This window comes from Curtobacterium sp. PhB172, assembly GCF_003752545.1.
Lineage (GTDB): Bacteria > Actinomycetota > Actinomycetes > Actinomycetales > Microbacteriaceae > Curtobacterium.
The window spans coordinates 421,445-438,487 of record NZ_RKIF01000007.1; the positions used below are offsets into that span (position 1 = coordinate 421,445).

At 69.7% G+C, this 17,043-nt stretch carries 13 protein-coding genes and 1 tRNA gene; 7 read left to right on the forward strand and 7 right to left on the reverse strand.

Annotated features, from left to right (window positions below):
* Window positions 1-7: 7 nt before the first annotated feature.
* A complete protein-coding gene (locus EDF42_RS09080; protein WP_123339999.1) occupies window positions 8-1,114 on the forward strand; it encodes a sugar-binding protein in 1,107 nt (368 codons plus the stop codon).
* A 305-nt stretch (window positions 1,115-1,419) separates the two neighbouring features.
* Here the strand turns inward: EDF42_RS09080 and EDF42_RS09085 are convergent, their stop codons facing one another.
* From EDF42_RS09085 to dcd, 3 genes are all read right to left on the reverse strand, one after another.
* Window positions 1,420-1,767 carry a DUF86 domain-containing protein gene (locus EDF42_RS09085; RefSeq protein WP_123339998.1) on the reverse strand — a complete coding sequence of 116 codons (348 nt, stop codon included), beginning with the start codon at window positions 1,765-1,767 and terminating at the stop codon, window positions 1,420-1,422.
* Complete coding sequence (locus EDF42_RS09090; protein ID WP_185002620.1) at window positions 1,764-2,279, reverse strand: helix-turn-helix domain-containing protein; 516 nt, start codon at window positions 2,277-2,279, stop codon at window positions 1,764-1,766. Before EDF42_RS09090 ends, EDF42_RS09085 begins: the two co-directional genes overlap by 4 nt.
* 122 nt (window positions 2,280-2,401) lie before the next feature.
* Window positions 2,402-2,989 (reverse strand): dCTP deaminase, encoded by a 588-nt coding sequence (gene dcd, locus EDF42_RS09095; protein ID WP_123339996.1) that lies wholly within the window; start codon window positions 2,987-2,989, stop codon window positions 2,402-2,404.
* Window positions 2,990-3,078: 89 nt separating this feature from the next.
* Here dcd and EDF42_RS09100 point away from each other — a divergent pair, with 89 nt between their 5' ends.
* The 3 genes from EDF42_RS09100 (at window position 3,079) to EDF42_RS09110 (ending at window position 7,049) form a co-directional block, all read left to right on the forward strand.
* Window positions 3,079-4,173, forward strand: coding sequence for a GNAT family N-acetyltransferase (locus EDF42_RS09100; RefSeq protein ID WP_185040856.1), 1,095 nt, complete (start codon window positions 3,079-3,081; stop codon window positions 4,171-4,173).
* Window positions 4,174-4,182: 9 nt separating this feature from the next.
* The gene (locus tag EDF42_RS09105) at window positions 4,183-4,881 is read left to right on the forward strand and encodes a DUF6882 domain-containing protein (RefSeq protein WP_148067685.1); all 699 of its coding nucleotides are present in this window, start codon (window positions 4,183-4,185) and stop codon (window positions 4,879-4,881) included.
* A gap of 107 nt (window positions 4,882-4,988) precedes the next feature.
* Window positions 4,989-7,049 (forward strand): cytochrome c oxidase assembly protein, encoded by a 2,061-nt coding sequence (locus tag EDF42_RS09110; protein ID WP_123672094.1) that lies wholly within the window; start codon window positions 4,989-4,991, stop codon window positions 7,047-7,049.
* Between the two features lie 73 nt (window positions 7,050-7,122).
* Here EDF42_RS09110 and EDF42_RS09115 read toward each other — a convergent pair whose 3' ends face one another.
* The 3 genes from EDF42_RS09115 to EDF42_RS09125 form a co-directional block, all read right to left on the reverse strand.
* A complete protein-coding gene (locus EDF42_RS09115) occupies window positions 7,123-10,038 on the reverse strand; it encodes an Ig-like domain repeat protein (RefSeq protein ID WP_123672095.1) in 2,916 nt (971 codons plus the stop codon).
* Window positions 10,039-10,267: 229 nt separating this feature from the next.
* Entirely contained in the window at window positions 10,268-10,615 is a 348-nt protein-coding gene (locus EDF42_RS09120; protein ID WP_123672096.1) for a hypothetical protein, read from the reverse strand.
* Entirely contained in the window at window positions 10,605-11,720 is a 1,116-nt protein-coding gene (locus EDF42_RS09125) for a DUF6177 family protein (RefSeq protein ID WP_123672097.1), read from the reverse strand. The genes EDF42_RS09120 and EDF42_RS09125 overlap by 11 nt, the downstream gene beginning before the upstream one ends.
* A 199-nt stretch (window positions 11,721-11,919) precedes the next feature.
* Here EDF42_RS09125 and EDF42_RS09130 point away from each other — a divergent pair.
* The 3 genes from EDF42_RS09130 to EDF42_RS09145 all read left to right on the forward strand — a co-directional run bounded on the left by EDF42_RS09130 (window position 11,920) and on the right by EDF42_RS09145 (window position 14,746).
* Window positions 11,920-11,993 (forward strand) — tRNA-Gly (locus tag EDF42_RS09130).
* Window positions 11,994-12,260: 267 nt separating this feature from the next.
* A complete protein-coding gene (locus EDF42_RS09140; RefSeq protein ID WP_148067687.1) occupies window positions 12,261-14,288 on the forward strand; it encodes a GNAT family N-acetyltransferase in 2,028 nt (675 codons plus the stop codon).
* Complete coding sequence (locus EDF42_RS09145) at window positions 14,285-14,746, forward strand: hypothetical protein (RefSeq protein WP_148067689.1); 462 nt, start codon at window positions 14,285-14,287, stop codon at window positions 14,744-14,746. The genes EDF42_RS09140 and EDF42_RS09145 overlap by 4 nt, the downstream gene beginning before the upstream one ends.
* An 88-nt stretch (window positions 14,747-14,834) precedes the next feature.
* On the opposite strand, the gene EDF42_RS09150 is transcribed toward EDF42_RS09145, so the two are convergent.
* Window positions 14,835-17,042, reverse strand: coding sequence for a UvrD-helicase domain-containing protein (locus EDF42_RS09150; protein ID WP_123672101.1), 2,208 nt, complete (start codon window positions 17,040-17,042; stop codon window positions 14,835-14,837).
* Window position 17,043 lies beyond the last annotated feature (1 nt).

Here is a 17,043-nt window from a genome sequence, read left to right on the forward strand (position 1 = left end):
CAATCACATGCGCAAGAAGATCGTCGCCGGCCTCAGCCTGGCGCTCATCGCGGGCCTCGCCCTCAGCGGCTGCTCGTCGCGCGGCTCGTCCGACGACGCCGGCAGCGGCAGCTCCACCACCATCAAGAAGGGCGACCTGATCGGTGTCGCCCTGCCCGCCAAGACCTCGCAGAACTGGGTCCTCGCTGGTGCAGCGTTCAAGAAGTCGATCGAGGACGCCGGCTTCAAGGCCGACATCCAGTACGCCAACGCCGGCAACCCCGTCCCGGACCAGCAGTCGCAGATCTCGGGCATGATCACCAAGGGTGCGAAGGCCGTCATCATCGGTGCGGCCGACGGCTCGCAGCTGACCGCGCAGGTCAAGTCGGCGAAGTCCTCGGGCGCCGTCGTCATCGCCTGGGACCGCAACATCCTGAACACGACGAACGTCGACTACTACGTCGCGTTCAACAACTTCAAGGTCGGTCAGCTGCAGGCCGAGGCGCTGCTCAAGGGCCTGAAGGAGAAGAAGGGCGACGGACCGTACAACGTCGAGCTCTTCGCCGGTTCGGCTGACGACGCGAACGCGACCGTCTTCTTCAACGGTGCGATGGACGTCCTGCAGCCGAAGATCGACGACGGCACGATCAAGATCGTCTCGGGCCAGACCACCTTCCAGAAGGTGCAGACGAAGGGCTGGCTCGCGCAGAACGCCCAGTCCCGCATGACCGACCTCCTCTCGCAGTACTACTCAGGCAGCACGAAGCTCGACGGCGTCCTGTCGCCCAACGACACCCTCGCCCGTGCCATCCTCACCGCGACCAAGGCCGCCGGCAAGGAGAACCCGGTCGTGACCGGGCAGGACTCGGAGACCGCTTCCATCCCGCTCATCATGCAGGGCACGCAGTACTCGACGATCTACAAGAACACCACGGAGGAGGCCCAGGCGGCCATCGACCTGGTGTCCGACCTCGCCGACGGCAAGACCCCGAAGACGACGAAGGACAAGAACAACGACAACGGCAAGAAGATCGTGCCGGCCGTCGAGCTGACGCCGATCCTCGTCACGAAGGACAACGCGGTCGAGGCCTACAAGGGCAACGACGCACTCGAGGAGCTCGCCAAGAAGGGCTGATCTCGCCAGTACACACGGACGGCCCCGTCTCGCTTCGGCGAGACGGGGCCGTCCTGCGTGGTCGTGGGGCTGCGGTGCGGGCTGCGGTGCGGGCTGCGGGCTGCGGGCTGCGGTGCGTGACGCCGTCGTCTTCGCACGGCGCCGACATGTGCTCGAGACGCCGCAGTATTCGGCGGCGTCTGGGCGGGATCCGGGCGGGGAGCGACGACGCCGGCGTGTTGCGGAACCCGGTCCGCCCGAAGACGCCGGCGTGTTGCGGAGGGTCAGGGCCGGGTCGCGCGAAGACGCCGCCGTGTTGCGGAGGGTCAGGGTCGCGACGCTCGGAGCCGCCGCGCCGCCTCCGCCAGAGACGGCACGTCGGTGCGGGCCGTGCCGAACACCACCGCGCGGGTGGTGTCGAAGTAGCGTCGGGTCAGCCGGTCGCCGAGGTCGGACACCCGCGACCACGGGATGTCCGGCTCGCTCGCGGTGACGGTGCTCGGCAGGACACGGACCGCTTCGCCGATCTCGACCAACCGCATCCGGACGGCGTCGTGCACCAGGTCCTCGGGCAGCCGCTCGTCGCCGACGTACCGACCGATGGCCTCGCACGCGCCGATGACGTCGTCGAGTCGATCACCGACCAGCCGGGGCGTCACCGGCTCCTGGCTCACAGGGGCACCGCGCGTCGGACGACCTCGGGGCTCATGCCGGCGGCGTCCACGACGTCGACACGCACGCCGAGCAGTCGCTCGGCGTCGTCCTGGATGCGCATGAGCGCGAAGATGCCGAGCCCGGCGTCGACGTCGATCATCAGGTCGACGTCGCTGCCCGGGCCATCGTCTCCGCGGGCGACGCTGCCGAACAACCGCGGGTTCCGACCGCCGAAGCGCTCGACGACGGCGATCAGGTCCTGTCGTGCGGCGGCGACGCGTTCCCGCAGGGGCGGTGGGTCCTCGACCGGCAGCAGGTCGATCGACGTGGTGAAGCCCGCCGCCCGGAGCATGCGCTGGAGCGCGGCGAGCGAGGGTTCACGGCGGCCGTTCTCGTACGTGCTGATGACGCTCTGCGTGACACCGGCCCGACGAGCGAGCTGCACCTGCGTCAGTTCGGCGCGGTCACGGGCGTCACGGATGAGCGCGGCCGCCGACACCGTCGGCATCGGACGTGGAGGGACTGCGGACATGCTGCAACGATACACAGAATGCGACATTTCGTCCGCTGGGAGACATGGCGGTGTCGACTCGGAACGACGTCATCGATGTCGCACGACATCGTTGACGTCGTTCCGGGTCGGGTGAACCGCGGTCAGGGTCGCGCCGACACGTCCGCGCGGTGGAAGTTCTGCGCCGAACGCGACGGGGTCGGCCCCCGCTGGCCCTGGTACCGCGACTGGTACTCGGCCGAGCCGTACGGCTTCTCGGCAGGGCTGGACAGCTGGAAGAAGCACAGCTGCCCGATCTTCATGCCGGGCCAGAGCTTGATCGGCAGCGTCGCGACGTTCGACAGCTCGAGCGTCACGTGGCCGGAGAACCCGGGGTCGATGAAGCCCGCGGTCGAGTGGGTCAGGAGCCCGAGGCGTCCGAGCGAGCTCTTGCCCTCGAGCCGCGCGGCGATGTCGTCGGGCAACGTGACGACCTCGTACGTCGAGCCGAGCACGAACTCACCGGGGTGCAGCACGAAGGCTTCGTCCGGGTCGGTCTCGACCAGCCGGGTCAGGTCGGGCTGGTCGACCGCGGGGTCGATGTGCGGGTACTTGTGGTTGTCGAACAGCCGGAAGAACTTGTCGAGCCGGACGTCGATGCTCGACGGCTGGACGAGCGAGGCGTCGTGGGGGTCGAGACCGATCCGGCCCTCGGCGAGCTGGGCGGTGATGTCGCGATCGGAGAGCAGCACGCCGTGCAGCCTAGCGGCAGCGGACCCCCGCCGATATGCTGCGAGGCTGTCCGGAGCCGGGCGGCGTCGCACCGCCGGGAGGAACCGACATGACCGCGTACACCGTCCACGAACTCGTGGTCCCCGCCACGATGGACGACGACCCGGGGACCGTGCAGGCGTTCCGCGAGTGGCTCGCCGTGTCCGACGCCGCCGAGGTCGCGGTGCACGGGCTCCGTGAACTCGTGTGGGTACCGGACGAGTACCTGCCGATGTGCCACGAGCCAGGAGCTCCGAGCCGCCTGTTCGCGGTGCGCGACGAGACCGGCGCGACGGTCGCCGCCGGGTCGTACGACACCAAGCAGGAACCGGGCACGAGCAACTGCTGGCTGGCCGTCGGTGTCGCGCCCGAGCACCTGCGTCGCGGGGTCGGGACACTGCTCGCCGACCACCTCGAGGGCATCGCCCGAGCCGAGGGACGCACGCAGTGCAAGACGTACGCCGTGTCCCGCCAGGTGGGTTCGGCGTCCGGGCCCGGGTACGTGCAGGCGCCGACGGGATTCGGTGCCGTGCCCGAGGACGAAGCGGGGGTCCGGTTCCTGACCGGCCGCGGCTGGCGGTTCGGGCAGGTGAACCGGATCAGCCGGCTGCCACTGCCCGCCGACCACTCCGTCGTGCGCGAGCTGCACGACCGGGCGTCGGCCGCTGCCGGACCGGACTACGCGGTGCACGCCTGGACGGGCCGGACCCCCGACGAGTGGCTCGAGGGCATCGCGCTGCTCGAGACCCGGATGAGCACCGATGCGCCGTCCGGCGACATGGACGAACCCGAGGACGTCTGGACCCCCGAACGACTGCGCGCCCACGAGGACGAGCTCGCCCGGGCACCTCGCACCATGCTCACCGTCGCGGTCGAGCACGTCCCGAGCGGGATCCTGGCCGGCTTCACGCAGGTGGCGGTGCCGGACGACTCCGCGCGCGCCGCGATGCAGTGGGACACCCTGGTGCTGCGGGAGCACCGCGGCCACCGGCTCGGGTGGCTGCTCAAGGTGGTCGGGATCGAGGAGCTGGAGCGGCGCTTCCCGGGCCGACCGTCGATCATCACCTTCAACGCCGAGGAGAACCGCCCGATGCTCGACGTGAACGAGGCCGTCGGGTTCGTGGGCGTCGGCAGCGAGGGGATCTGGGAACACCGCCCGGCGTAGGGTTCCCCCATGGCGCGCTCACGGGGGATGGACGATCTGGTCAGCGACGGGGTCTTCCTGGCCTGGGAGGCGCAGCTGCAGCTCGCCGACCGGTACGACGACCACGAACGCTGGAACGTCGACCTCGCCGCCGGCACCCTGCAGTTCGTCGGGCCGCACCCGGGCGAGTTCCGGATCCAGCTCCTGGGGTCGGCCGCACCGGGGCCGCGTACCTGGCTCTGGGGCTGGGCGAATCCGTCGCAGTACCCCGCGTCGGTGCTCGCCGCCGCGAACGCCACCCGCGCGCTGGGCGAACGGCTCGGCATCCCGGAACTCGTGCAGGGCGAGGTCCCGTTCGGCGAGCACCGGCAGGCCGACGCCGCAGACGCCGGGTACGAGTTCGCGTGGGACATGTCGATCGCGGCACGGCTGGCGACCGGCTCGTGGTTCGGCTTCGGCGGGCACGTCGGCGGAGGCTCCCGCCTCTGGGTGCTGTTCGAGGGCCTGCTGTTCGCGCCACCGACGGTGCCCCGGATGGTCCGCGTCTTCGGTGAGGGCCTGCAGACGACCGAGGTGCACGACCACCGCCGCGCTGTGGGGAGCTGGGCGTCGCTCCGCGGTGTCCCCTGGGACGGGCGCACGCTGACGTTGGCGGACGGGACCATCACGGTCGACTTCGACGAGCTGGGCCGGATCCGCGACCTGCAGGGGTCGTCGGCGCGAGCCTGAGGCGGGCCGCAGCGCGCGCTGCGGACTGACACCGCGCCTCCAGACCGACCCGCCTACCATGGAGGGTCCGCGGTCTCGCGGACGCACGCGTCCCTGGAACAAGGTTGATGACCGTCACGTCCCCCGCAACCCAGCCCGGAGGCCCGGCGCCGGAATCCGCGCCCGTCACCGCGCGCACGTCCACCGTCGCGACCGTGCTGGTCGTCGCCATCCCGCTCGCGGTCGCGTGCTCGATCCTCGGCCTGACGATCACCGGGGCGTTCACCGCGAACCAGCAGCTGGTGTCCGCCGGTGACGTGGTCGAGTACGGCCTGCCGATCGCCCGCGTGGTGCACGACACCATGGCGGCGCTGACCGTCGGCCTGCTCATCGTCGCCGCGTTCGCGCTGCCGGCACAGAAGAAGGACCACCGGGCACTGTCGAGCGTGCAGCACCGTGCCACGCGCTGGGCTGCGGCGACCGGATCGATCTGGTTCCTCGCCGCGGCAGTCACCGTCGTGCTGACCGGCGCCAACACTCTCGGCGTCCCGCTCACCAGTCCGGTGTTCGCCCGCAACTTCATGCTGTTCGCGTTCCAGGTCGAGATCGGTCAGGCACTCGTGGTCTCCGCGGCGGCGATCCTCATCGCGACCGTGCTCGCCGCGTTCGCCACCCGGGTCACGACGCTCGCCGTCGCCACCGTGTTCGGCCTCTTCGCCCTGCTCCCCCTGGCGCTGTCCGGCCACGCCGCCGGGTCGCTCGAGCACGCCAACGCCGTGAACTCCCTCGCGATCCACCTGATCGGGGTGTGCGTCTGGGCCGGCGGGCTCGTCGCCGTCGTGCTGCTGCGCACCCGCACGAAGGGCGCGACCGGTCGGGTGGTCTCCCGGTACTCCACGCTGGCCGGGTGGTCGTTCGGCGCCGTCGCGTTCTCCGGCATCGTCAACGCCTCGCTGCGGCTGACCGGTCCGCTCGACCTCGTCACGACCCCGTACGGCGCACTCATCACGGTCAAGGCCGTCATCCTCGTCCTGCTCGGGGTCGCCGGCGTGGTGCAGCGCCGCAAGCTGGTGCCCGGGCTGCTCCGCGCGCCGCTCGACCGCCGTCGGTTCACCCGGTTCGCGCTCGCCGAGATCGTGTTCATGGCCGTGGCGATCGGCGTCTCGGTGGCCGTGTCCCGCTCGCAGCCGCCGATCCCGCAGACGCCCGAGACCGGTGAGGACACCCGCTCCGGCCTGATCGGGTTCCCGTTCCCGCCGGCCCAGACGATGCACACGTACCTGACGCAGTGGCACATCGACTGGGTGTGGCTCGGGCTCGCCGTCGTCGGTGCCGTCTGGTACCTGCTCGCGGTGCGGAAGCTCCGGAAGCGCGGCGACAAGTGGCCCGTCGGGCGCACCATCGCCTGGGTCATCGGCTGCGCCCTGTTCATCTGGACCACGTCGGCCGGACCGGCCGTGTACGGCATGATCCACTTCTCGTCGCACATGGTCCAGCACATGCTGCTCATGATGTTCGTCCCGCTGCCGCTCGTGCTCGGCGGCCCGGTGCTGCTCGCCATGCGCACCCTGCCGGTCCGCAACGACGGTTCCCGCGGGGCCCGCGAGTGGCTCATGCTCTTCGTGCACTCCCGGTACATGCAGTTCATGGGGAAGCCCGCCGTCGCTGGTGTGATCTTCGCCGGGTCGCTCGTGGTGTTCTACTTCACGCCGGCGTACCAGGCGGCGATGCAGTCGCACGAGTGGCACGTCGCGATGGTCGTCCACTTCGTGCTGAGCGGCTACCTGTTCTTCTGGGTGTTCGTCGGCGTCGACCCGGGGCCGAAACGGCCGCCGTACCCGATCCTGATCATCGCGCTGCTCGCGACGCTGGCCTTCCACGCGTTCTTCGGCGTCGCCGTGATGACCTCGCAGTCGGTGTTCGCGATCGACTGGTTCCACGCACTCGGCCAGACGAACGACGCCGCACTGCTCGACGACCAGCACACCGGCGGCGGCATCGCCTGGGGCGCCTCCGAGCTGCCGATGGTCTTCGTCGCGCTGCTCGTGGTGCGGAACTGGATCCGTACGGACAAGCGCGACGCGAAGCGGCTCGACCGCAAGGCCGAACGCGACGGCGACGCCGACCTGAAGGCGTACAACGAACGTCTGGCGGCGATCAACGCGACCGACACCGCGCGCCGCGACTGACGGACACCAGGCGCACGAACAGGACGGCGCCCCGGGCAACTGCCCGGGGCGCCGTCCTCGTCCGTGCGGTCGGTTACTCCGCGGTGGTGTCGGCGACCGTGCCGCGAGCGGCCCGGGTGCGACGGACCATCAGGAGCACCAGGCCCGCGATGAGCAGCGCTGCGGCAAGTGCCATGGCGGTGCCCACGGCCACGGGCGAACCCGTGAACGCGAGCGCACCGGTGGTGGTCGGCGCAGGCGTGACGGACGCGGTTGCCGACGGTGCCGATGCGGGCGCCGAGGTCTCCGGCGTGGACGGCTCGTCGGTCGGCCCCGGCGTCGGCTCGACGGCGGGGAGTGCCGCGACGACGATCTCGAGCGCGCTGCTCGACGCGGCGAACGACGCGTCACCGCTGTAGGCAGCCGAGACCGTGTTCGTGCCGACCGGCAGGGCGTCGGTCTCGCAGGTCGTCTCGGGCAACGTGACGGTGCACAGGACGGAGCCGTCCGCGGCCGTGAAGGTCACGGTGCCGGTCGCGCCGGCGGGCAGGCCGGATGCAGTCAGGCGGACCTTCGAGCCGACGACCGGAGCCGTCGCGTCGGTGCTCGCCACGAGCTCCGTCGACTGCGCGGTCACGACCAGCTCGAACGGCGCACCGTCGGCGGCCTCGTAGTTGTCGTCGCCGCTGTAGTGGGCGTGCACGGTGTACTTGCCACCCGGCAGGTCGGACGGGATCGCGCACGTGGTGTCGGGCAGCGTCGCGGTGCACAGGACGGTGCCGTCGTCGGTGACGTACTCGATGGTGCCGGTGGCGTCCTCCGGCACGTTCGGGGTGTCGAGCGTGGTGGTCTCGCCGTGCGTGACCGTCACCGTGGTGTCGGGTACGGTCGGCTCGCCGCCGCCGCTCGGGTCGCCGCCACCGGTGCCGGGCTGGGTGCCGATGGCCGCCGAGGCCTTGCGGACGGTCAGGTCCACTGCGACCGAGGTCGAGCCGGCGTGCAGCGCGTCGCCGGAGTAGACGGCGGTCACCGTGTGCGTGCCGGCGCCGAGGCCCTCGGCCACGCAGCTCGTGTCGGGGAGCGTCGCGGTGCACAGGACGGTGGTGCCCTCGCGGTACTCGATCGTGCCGGTCGGCGCGGCGACCGTCTCCGAGCCGGAGCCCAGGCCGGTGGCGTCGAGCGTGATCTGCTCGCCGTACGCAGCGGACGTCGGGGTCGACTCGACCACGACGGCCGTCGGCACCTTGGTCGCGGTGAGCGTGCCCGTGCTGGTCGCTGCGGTGTGGTCCGCGTCACCCTCGTAGGTCGCGGTGACCCCGCTGGTGCCGACCGTCGACGTCGATGTGTCGCACGAGGCCGCACCGTCGACGATCGTCGCCGTGCAGAGCACCCCGCCGGTCTCGGTGTCGGTGAACGTGACGGTGCCGGTCGGCGCGGTTGCACCGGTCTTCGCGGACGACGCGACCTGGGCGGTCAGCGTGACCGTGTCGCCCACGGTCGCGGTGGCGTCGGCGACGGTGAGCGTCGTGCCCTGCTGCTCGACGGTCAGGCCACGGGTGACGGTGACCGCCTCGGCGTCCGTGGACGCCAGGACGGTGGAGATCGTCGCGGAGCGCGCTGCGCCGGTCACCGTGTACGGGATCGAGAGCGTCGGCAGCACCGTGCCGGGTACGAGGGGCGATCCGGCGTCGACGGCCTGGTCGCACGTGACGACCTGCCCGACGGGCGGCTGGCAGGTCCAGCCCGCACCGGTCACGCCGGACACGTCGGGCGTGACGCCCGCCGGGAACGTGGTGGTCGTGCGCACGAGCTGCGACTCGGAGCCACCGTCAGCGGAGACGGTGGGGGTGACCGTGTACGCGCCGGAACCGGCGTGCGCGACGGTGGCCGTGCCTCCCGTGCTGGCGGTCAGCACCGGCACCGGACCGGCGGCCGTTGTGGTGCGGAGGTAGTTGACCTCGTGGATGTCGTTCTGTCCGCCGGTGCCCGCGACCCACCCGTAGGTGAGCTTGTAGGGGTAGCCGGTGGCGGGGTCGACCCACGACGGGTCGACGTTCGCGGCGTTGCCGGTGGTGAGCTTCGGCAGGGCGCCACGGACGACCTGCTGCGTGCCGCCGATGGACGTGAAGACGACCGCGTACTGGCCGGCGGGAACGGACACCGCGGTGTTCTCCTGCGCGGCGAGCGCCGACGACGTCGGGTTGATCACGATCTCGACGGGGACCTTGGCCTGCGCACGGTCCGTGACGCCGGTCTTGTTGAGCGACCCGTTGACCACGGTGCGGGACTGCACGCAGTAGCCGGTGCCGCCGTCGCCGGGGCCTCGGACGGTCACGGCGTTCGCCGTGAGGGTCCGGTTCGTCCCCTGGTCGGTCGTGCAGCCGGTGCCGCCGAACTCGCGGTTGCCGAAGTTGCCGAAGCGGTCGAGGCCGATGCCGAGGTACGCGTGGGAGAGGCCCTGCGCGTTGTTCGCCGTGCTCGCGCTGTAGCCGAGCGAACCGCCCAGGTAGCCGATCTTCGCCGGCACGGTCGGGTTGTACGGGTCGGTCGCGGCGAGGTAGAAGACGATGCCGTCGGCCGAGGTGCCGTTGTACTGGTAGCTGTCGAAGACCGCGTCGACGCCCTTGGTGATCGGGACGGACTGCTTCGCACCGAGGCCACCGGCCTGGTTGTTCTCCGCACCGGTCAGGCGGAGCGCGCCGCTGCCGTCCGCGTCCGTGGCACCGGCACACGTCGGGACCGAGCCGGTGTTCGACGAGCCGGCTGCCGGCTTCGCCGTGAGGCACGCGACGTTCGCGGCACCGGACTGGGTCGACGGCAGGATGTAGGCGGTGCCGGCGCTCGCGCCGGTGAACCCCTCGTTCACGAAGGTGGTCTGCGCGGGTGCCGCGGCGGACGCGGTGGTCGTGCCGAGCCCGACGAGCGCGACGCCCGCGAGTCCGGCGACGACCACGCCGGTGAGGATCTTGCGAGCGCGCGCGACGGCGCGCCCCTGGTGGTGTGTACGCACTGGAGCCCTGTTCAGTGAGAAGGGTGCCGACGAGGAGCGTGCTCGCCCGGCTCGTCGGCTCGGGTCCTCACACCGTAGAGCGGTACTGGGTACTCACGGGTCTCGAAACCCGCGATCGCACCACAACTGGGGGCACGGCGTGGCCGATCCGCGCGACGAGTCGCTCCGGCAGGCGTGGCGTCCGGCTGCGTCGGCTCCGTCAGTCGCCGTCAGTCGCCGTCAGTCGCCGTCAGTCGCCGTGGACGATGCAGACCGCGTCGAGGTCGAGTGCGGCCTCGAGTGCGGCCGAGATCCCGGACTCGCCGTCGGACCCCGCAGGGGTGACGGTGTCGACCCACCACAGCGGCGTCGCGATCGTGGGGGCGTCCGGCAGGATCCGTTCGACCTCGTTGAACGAGTCCACCCGCCGCACCCCGAGCACGGTGATCACCGGGTGCGTGGCGTCGCGGCAGACCTGCAGCATCGGGCCGTCGTCGAGGGCGCGCACGCCCCAGGACTCGTCGTGCAGGAGCAGCGCCTCGGCGACCTCCCGCGGCTCGACCGGCTGGCGGCAGAGGATGGTGACGTCACGCGGCACCCTGACCGCCTGCCACGCGATTGTCCCGCACGTGCCCGTCGAGCGTGCCCTCGTCGTGGGCCGGGTCGAGGGGCGCTCCGCCGACGAGCTGGAGGAAGCGGTCCTCGTCGATGCGGTCGAGGAAGGACTCGAGGGCTTCCCAGCCGTCCTCGAAGCGGACGATCATGCCGCCGTCGGCGACGTGCGTGTCGCCTGCTCCGGACAGGTCGCCTGCCCCGGATCGGGTTCCGAACGTCGCCGTCGTGGTGCGCGGTGGCGGCCAGACCCCGTCGCGGTCCAGGAACTCAGAGGCTTCCGGTCCGACGACGACGGCGAGCGGCGACGGCTCGCCGTGCGACACCGCGCGGATCAGGTGGTCGGCGTCTCCCCGACGCTGCATCACCACACCGAAGACGGGCACGACCTGGTCCGCGACCTGCTGCACGGCGTCGAACAGCCGGTTCGCGAGCTCCGGGTCGGTGTTCTCCTCGGGCACGGTCAACACGGCGGACATCGTCTCGACGACGACGCCACCGACCAGGTGGGCGGTCATCGTCGCGGAGAAGCCCTCGCCGACGGCGTACGAGGTCGACACCCCGGGTGCCTCGTGCTTGGCGTACTGCGTGACGACCCATCGGTCCCACGGCACGGTGAGCGGTTCGGCGGTGCCCCAGCGGGTGGGGCAGGTGCCGACGGTGTGGCACAGGGCCTCGATCGCGGACCCCATGTCCACGGCACGCTCGGCGTGGTGACGGAGCGTCAGGTCGATGCTGATCTGGCGGACGGAGTCGGCTGCGACGGGGTGCTCGGGCGACGGTGTGCCGACGAGTTCGGGGCCGCGGTGCACGAAGTCCTCGATGCCCGAGGCTGCTGCACCCGTCCGGCCGTCGCGCAGTGTCCCGTCGAAGTCGGCGACGGCCCACGCGGCACCGTAGGCACCGAGCGCGTGCCGCAGGGCGGGGGTGATCGCGGATTCGCGTCCGGTCCGCAGCACGACCATGCGGCCGGCGTCCGCCGAACGGCGGAGCAGTGAGGCGAGCGCGTCCGTCAACCACACGACCGGCGAGGCGGACTCGACCACGATGGCGGGACCGACCACGTCGTCGATGAGGGGATGCCTGACCATCCGGGTCCTCCTCGGGTTCTTCGGCGCTGGAACTCCCTGGACGGTACACACGAGGACGACACCTGTCCGTCAGGCTGGCGTGCTCACAGCGGAGACTCGGGAGGCACGACACATGCCCGACAGGAGGCGTACGGTGCGCGGTCGGCTGGCTTCCAGGCGAGAATCCGCTAGGCTTGCCGAGTCCCGTTCTGCGGGGTGCGCGAGTGTAGTTCAATGGTAGAACTCCAGCTTCCCAAGCTGGTAGCGCGGGTTCGATTCCCGTCACTCGCTCCAACTAGCATCGTGCTGTGGATGTCGTTTCTCAAGACAGTTGAGACTTCTCTCAACTCAGTTGAGACTCGGCTGGCCTAGGGAGTGCGAAGCGACGAACCCGGACTGGTCCGGATCTAAAACGATGGGACATGCCGCACCGGCGGCCGAATCGCGCCTGCTCGACCGGACCAGACGGCTAGTGCAGACTTCCTACCGTCCCTGACAACCACACACCGAACGGCGCGTCGAGCGCTACTCACGTCCTGTGATCGGCACCATGAGATCACCATGGATGGGCAATACAATGTCGTACTCGAGCATGTCAATGCGAAACCGGACGACTGGAACCAGCTGCTGCTGCTGGCGAAGGCGAACCGTGCCACGCTCGGGTTTCTGACAGACTCCGCGTTCGAAGATCGTCTCGAACGCGGTACCGTCGTCGTCGCCCGCGTCGGCGGAGATATCGTCGGGTATTGCATCTACGACGTCCCACGCGCCGGCTACATCAAGCTTGTACACGTTTGCGTCGGTCTGCGCGGGAACGGCATCGGGATGCTGCTCGTTGATGCTGCGGTACTGGCTCATCCTGAAGCCATCGGCGTTGTCGCGTACTGTCGTCGCGACTACGGGCTGGACCGGTTCTGGGCCGCCGTCGGCCTGTCGCCCCGCGGCGAGCGAGCCGGTCGGGCAGCCGCCGGATCCACCCTGACACGCTGGTGGATGCCACTCGGGGAGCTTGATCTGCTCGAAGACGCGGCGCTCGGGGCAGGGTTGCCGCTGGTTGTGTACGACACCAATATCATCGCCGACCTATACGGCTCCTCTGAGCTTGATCGCGCCGACCGGGACGCGTCTCTCGGCCTCACCGCGGACTGGATAGCGGCCGAGATCACCGTGGTCGTCTCACCGCAGGTCGACGTCGAAATCGACCGCATCGATGACGAGGACGAACGATCCCGACAACGGTCCGGAGCGGACCATCTCGTTCGGTTGCGTTCCATCCGCCGTGAAGACGCCTCGGTGCTCGACGCCCTGCTGCAGCGAACCGGCCCGGACGAGTTAGCGGCGGACCCGTCGCTACGCGACGACCTCAACCACATCGCGGACGCGCTTGCAGCGCACGCCGCGTACTTCGTCACCAACGACACCCGCTTGCTGCGACTTGCTGACTCCTACCTCCCCGTCGACACCCAACTTCGCGTGCTCCGTCCGCATGAGCTGATACAGCAGGTCGATCAACGGCTGGGGCAGCCCGTGTTCCAGTCCAGACTCATCGAGGACATCGACCTGCGCTGGGTTCCGGCCACTCGTTTCACGATCGACCAGCTGATTGACGCGTTCCTCACCCACGAGCGCAACGAACGAGGCAGCGATCTACGACGGCTGATTCGTGCGTCAATCGCAGCCCACCCGAGGAGCACCCGAGTTCTCATCGACGAACGAGGACGGCCCTGGGCGATGCTCGCGGAACATCCTGGCGAGGGGATGCTGGTGATCCCGCTCCTGCGAGTCGCGCGGCGGCGTGAAACTACGACGGTCGCGCTCCAGCTCGCTCGTCACACGCGTCACGTCGCCCGCCAGAACCAGTTGCCCGTCGTCCAGATCACCGACCCGGTAGTCGCCGATGTCGTCCGCGACGGTCTCCGTACTGAGGGCTTCGACGCGGAGCTGCGTGCCGAAGTGATCGATCTGGCAGAACCTGCGTCACGATTCCTCGCCGACCACCCTTCGGAGGTGCTTAGGACCGCTGCGCAGCTGCGAGACGTCGAGCACCGGTATTGGCCTCTGGTGCTCCTGGGGGCAGGAGCGCCGACGTACATCGCACCGATCCAGCCGCGCTTCATCTACCCGCTGTTCGGCATTCCGCGGCAAGCACTCTGGGGAGACGACCGGCCGCTGGCGCTGGGCCTCTCGCGAGAGCACGTGTACTACAGCGGGAGCAGTCGAGCGCTTCCCCCACCTGGCGCTCGCATCCTCTGGTACGCGTCTGCCGACGACACGGAAACGATCCGCAGCATCGTTGCGTACTCCAGGAGCCTCGGCTGCGAGCGCACGTCACCCGACGAGGCATTTCGCCGATACAAGCAGCTTGGGGTGTTCAAGCGTCGTGACGTGCGCTCGGCTGGGGACAAGCGTGGTCGAGTGACTGTCGTACGGTTCGAGGACACTGAGTTGTTCGACCGCCGGATCGGGGGTCACGAACTTGCCGAACTGTTGGAGCAGCACGACGTGAAACACCCGATACCCTCATTCCGGCAGGTACCGTCCACGCTGTTCGACGACCTCGTCCAAAGCCAAGGCAGGAGCGTACGTTGACATCGATCCTGCTCTCCGTCCGACCAGCCTTCGCGCACGCGCTGCTGGCGGGCACAAAGACAGCCGAGGTTCGACGCCGATTTCCGGACGTCGCAACGCCCGCCACCATTTATGTGTACTCAAGCACCCCGGACCGCGCTGTCCTCGGCACCATCGAGCTCGAAGGCATCGACCGCCCGGCGGCGGCGTCTGTATGGGACTTGTACCGTCATGAAATCCAGATTCATCGGCAGCCGCTCGAGGAGTACCTCGAGAACGTCAACGACGCCGCTATTCTGCGCGTGCGCTCGCCAATTCGGTGGCCGAAGCCCGTCCCGCTGGCGCTGCTCCGGAGCGAGATCGGGCTCGAACCGCCGCAGAGCTTCCGGTATGTCGATTCAGCGCGAGAAGAACTTCTCCGCCTCTGCGCCAACGGCGTTACTTCGACGACATTGTCGGCGCTGACCGCTGTGGGCTAACCAAATGCCGTCGCCCGGCTCGAGATCGTCGTGGCCCTTCACTTCAGCAGCCGACGATCGCGTCTGTTCGCCCCGGGCTCTCGTCCGCTCAGGACAGCGACGGCACCAACGGCGATTGAGGGCCGCTCCAGGTGCACGCAAGCTGGTCACGAGCACGCGTCGCGGCTACGTAGAGCAAAGACCGTTCGCGCAATAGCGCGTCGTCGCGCTCAGCGTCCGAGAGCCCACTCAGGACGGCTCGGCTCGGCAGCGCGGACGCGCTTACACCGAAGAGCAGGACGTTTAAGAACTCGGTGCCCTTCGCGCGGTGCATGGTCATCACGACGGGCAGGCCGGTCCCTAGCTCTCCGCTGTCCACCTCGCGCATCCGGACACCCCGGTCCCGCAAGCCGCGGGACACGACGTCCCGGACTCGGGCGTCCCGGACGAGGACGGCCACGGTCTCCGGGGCGGCACCGGTGCTCAGCCACGCGGAGACGAGCTGGGCGGCCATATCGAGCTCTTCGCGCAGACCCGGCGCACCGAGCAGGATCGGGGCCGGTCCACGCCGGGCCGACCGGTAGCCGGCGCTGACCGCGTCGGCGTCCTCCATGTCGACGAACTCCGCGCCCGAGAGGATTCCGACCGCGAAAGCCAGGTTCTCGGCGGTGGTCCGGTAGTTCAGGGTCAACCTCCTGGAGCGTCCTACGATTCGGATCCCGTATCGACCGAGCACGACCTGGCGCCCGTAGATCCTCTGCTGGGAGTCCTCCGCGATGAACAGGTCGTCCGGTCCTGGCGCGACCAAGGCGCGCAGGAACTGCCACCGGGTGGGCGTCAAGTCCTGACCCTCGTCGACGAGCACATGGTCGACGAGGCGCTCGCTCCGCGCGTCGAGTCCGGCGGCAGCGACCGCGGCCGACTCGTCCCAGTCGAGAGATCCCGCGAGACGCGCTCGCCGTCGGTACGTCTCGACGACCGTCCAGACGTCACTGCGGCGGGCTCGATCCAGCTTGGTGCCACGACCTGGGCGCCGCACCTTCCAGTACTCCTCGCGGGTTCGGATGCGCGCTGGCAGGATGACGAGGGCGTACTCGCCCTCGAAAAACGACCTGGTGCGCGTTTCCTCCTGCAGGTTGGCACCGGCGGAATCGATTGCCTCCTTCCACGCGGTGGCCTCGGTGCGGGAGCCCACCTCGGTGGTCACCTCACCGAGGACCGCCTCGACGTCCTCCGCCACGTCGTCGCCGCGGGAGCGAAGGACCGAGAGGACCATCGCGTCGACGCTGGTGACGTGGACGCCTGGCGCGCCCGGGCTCGACGCGAGCGTAATCCCCGGGTCGAGACGAAGGAGGTCGGCCTTGAGCGCGTGCGCCAGGTTCCGCGTGTACGTCGTCAGCACGATGCGTGCCGTGGGATCAGCCCTGGCCAGCATCCGGGCGCGGTGTACGAGCACGACGGTCTTGCCCGTGCCGGCGCCGCCCGAAAGGCGGAAGGCCCCGTTCCGGTGCTCCCGCGCGTAGCGACGCTGCTCGGGGTGCAAGAACACGCGCCAGGTGTCGAAGTCCTGGTCCTCGATCGCACGTCGCAGCTCGTCGTCGTCAAGCACCGAGAACCCGATCCTCGACGCCGGCCGGTCGAGGGCCTGAATCATCGAGTCATCGCTGTCAGGATCGGTGACGACTCCTTCGCGTTCGATGTCGAGCGACGCCCTGACGTCGTCTACTGAGCCGCCGGCGGCAATCTCGAGCAGGGCGATGCCCTGCCAGATGACCCGGTCGGTCGCGAGGTCGGCCGCGGCGGTCAAATCGTCGTCACTGACGGCCGCGACGGCGCGCTCCGCGAGCGGCCGATCGATGCCGAGGTCCAGGAGGTCCAGGAGGGTGATGCCTCGAGCGGCGAGGAGGGAGCGATTCGCTCCGTCCTCGGCAAGAGGAGCGTCCGCGGCGGGCGGGGTCGGGACCGAGGGCGCCGCGACGGCCTCCACATCCTCCCGTACGAGTTCCAGCACGCCGTTGACCGGGTTGAGCGAGAGCCGTGACTTCTCGGCGATGACGATCGCCTCGTCGTGGTTCCACACGCCGTGCAGCACGTAATACGCTTCGGTCCCGCTCCCCTGCACCTTGAATAGGACGGCGCGGTACTGCTGGTCGACGCGTCCAGTGCGTACGCGCGGGTCGACCGAGTTCTTGATGGGTTCGATGTGCAGCCCCGGCGTGTCATCGCCGGTCGAGAGCTTCTCGATGAAGGCCCACGCCTTCTTCTTGAGCGCCCCGTCGATCTTCGTCATGTTCGGAGTCATCACGATCGTGGGCATG

Coding starts and splice junctions, on each gene's coding strand:
- EDF42_RS09080 (WP_123339999.1), top strand. CDS start 8: ATGCGCAAGAAGATCGTCGCCGGCCTCAGCCTGGCGCTCATCGCGGGC.
- EDF42_RS09090 (WP_185002620.1), bottom strand. CDS start 2,279: ATGTCCGCAGTCCCTCCACGTCCGATGCCGACGGTGTCGGCGGCCGCG.
- EDF42_RS09100 (WP_185040856.1), top strand. CDS start 3,079: ATGACCGCGTACACCGTCCACGAACTCGTGGTCCCCGCCACGATGGAC.
- EDF42_RS09105 (WP_148067685.1), top strand. CDS start 4,183: ATGGCGCGCTCACGGGGGATGGACGATCTGGTCAGCGACGGGGTCTTC.
- EDF42_RS09110 (WP_123672094.1), top strand. CDS start 4,989: ATGACCGTCACGTCCCCCGCAACCCAGCCCGGAGGCCCGGCGCCGGAA.
- EDF42_RS09125 (WP_123672097.1), bottom strand. CDS start 11,720: ATGGTCAGGCATCCCCTCATCGACGACGTGGTCGGTCCCGCCATCGTG.
- EDF42_RS09140 (WP_148067687.1), top strand. CDS start 12,261: ATGGATGGGCAATACAATGTCGTACTCGAGCATGTCAATGCGAAACCG.
- EDF42_RS09150 (WP_123672101.1), bottom strand. CDS start 17,042: ATGCCCACGATCGTGATGACTCCGAACATGACGAAGATCGACGGGGCG.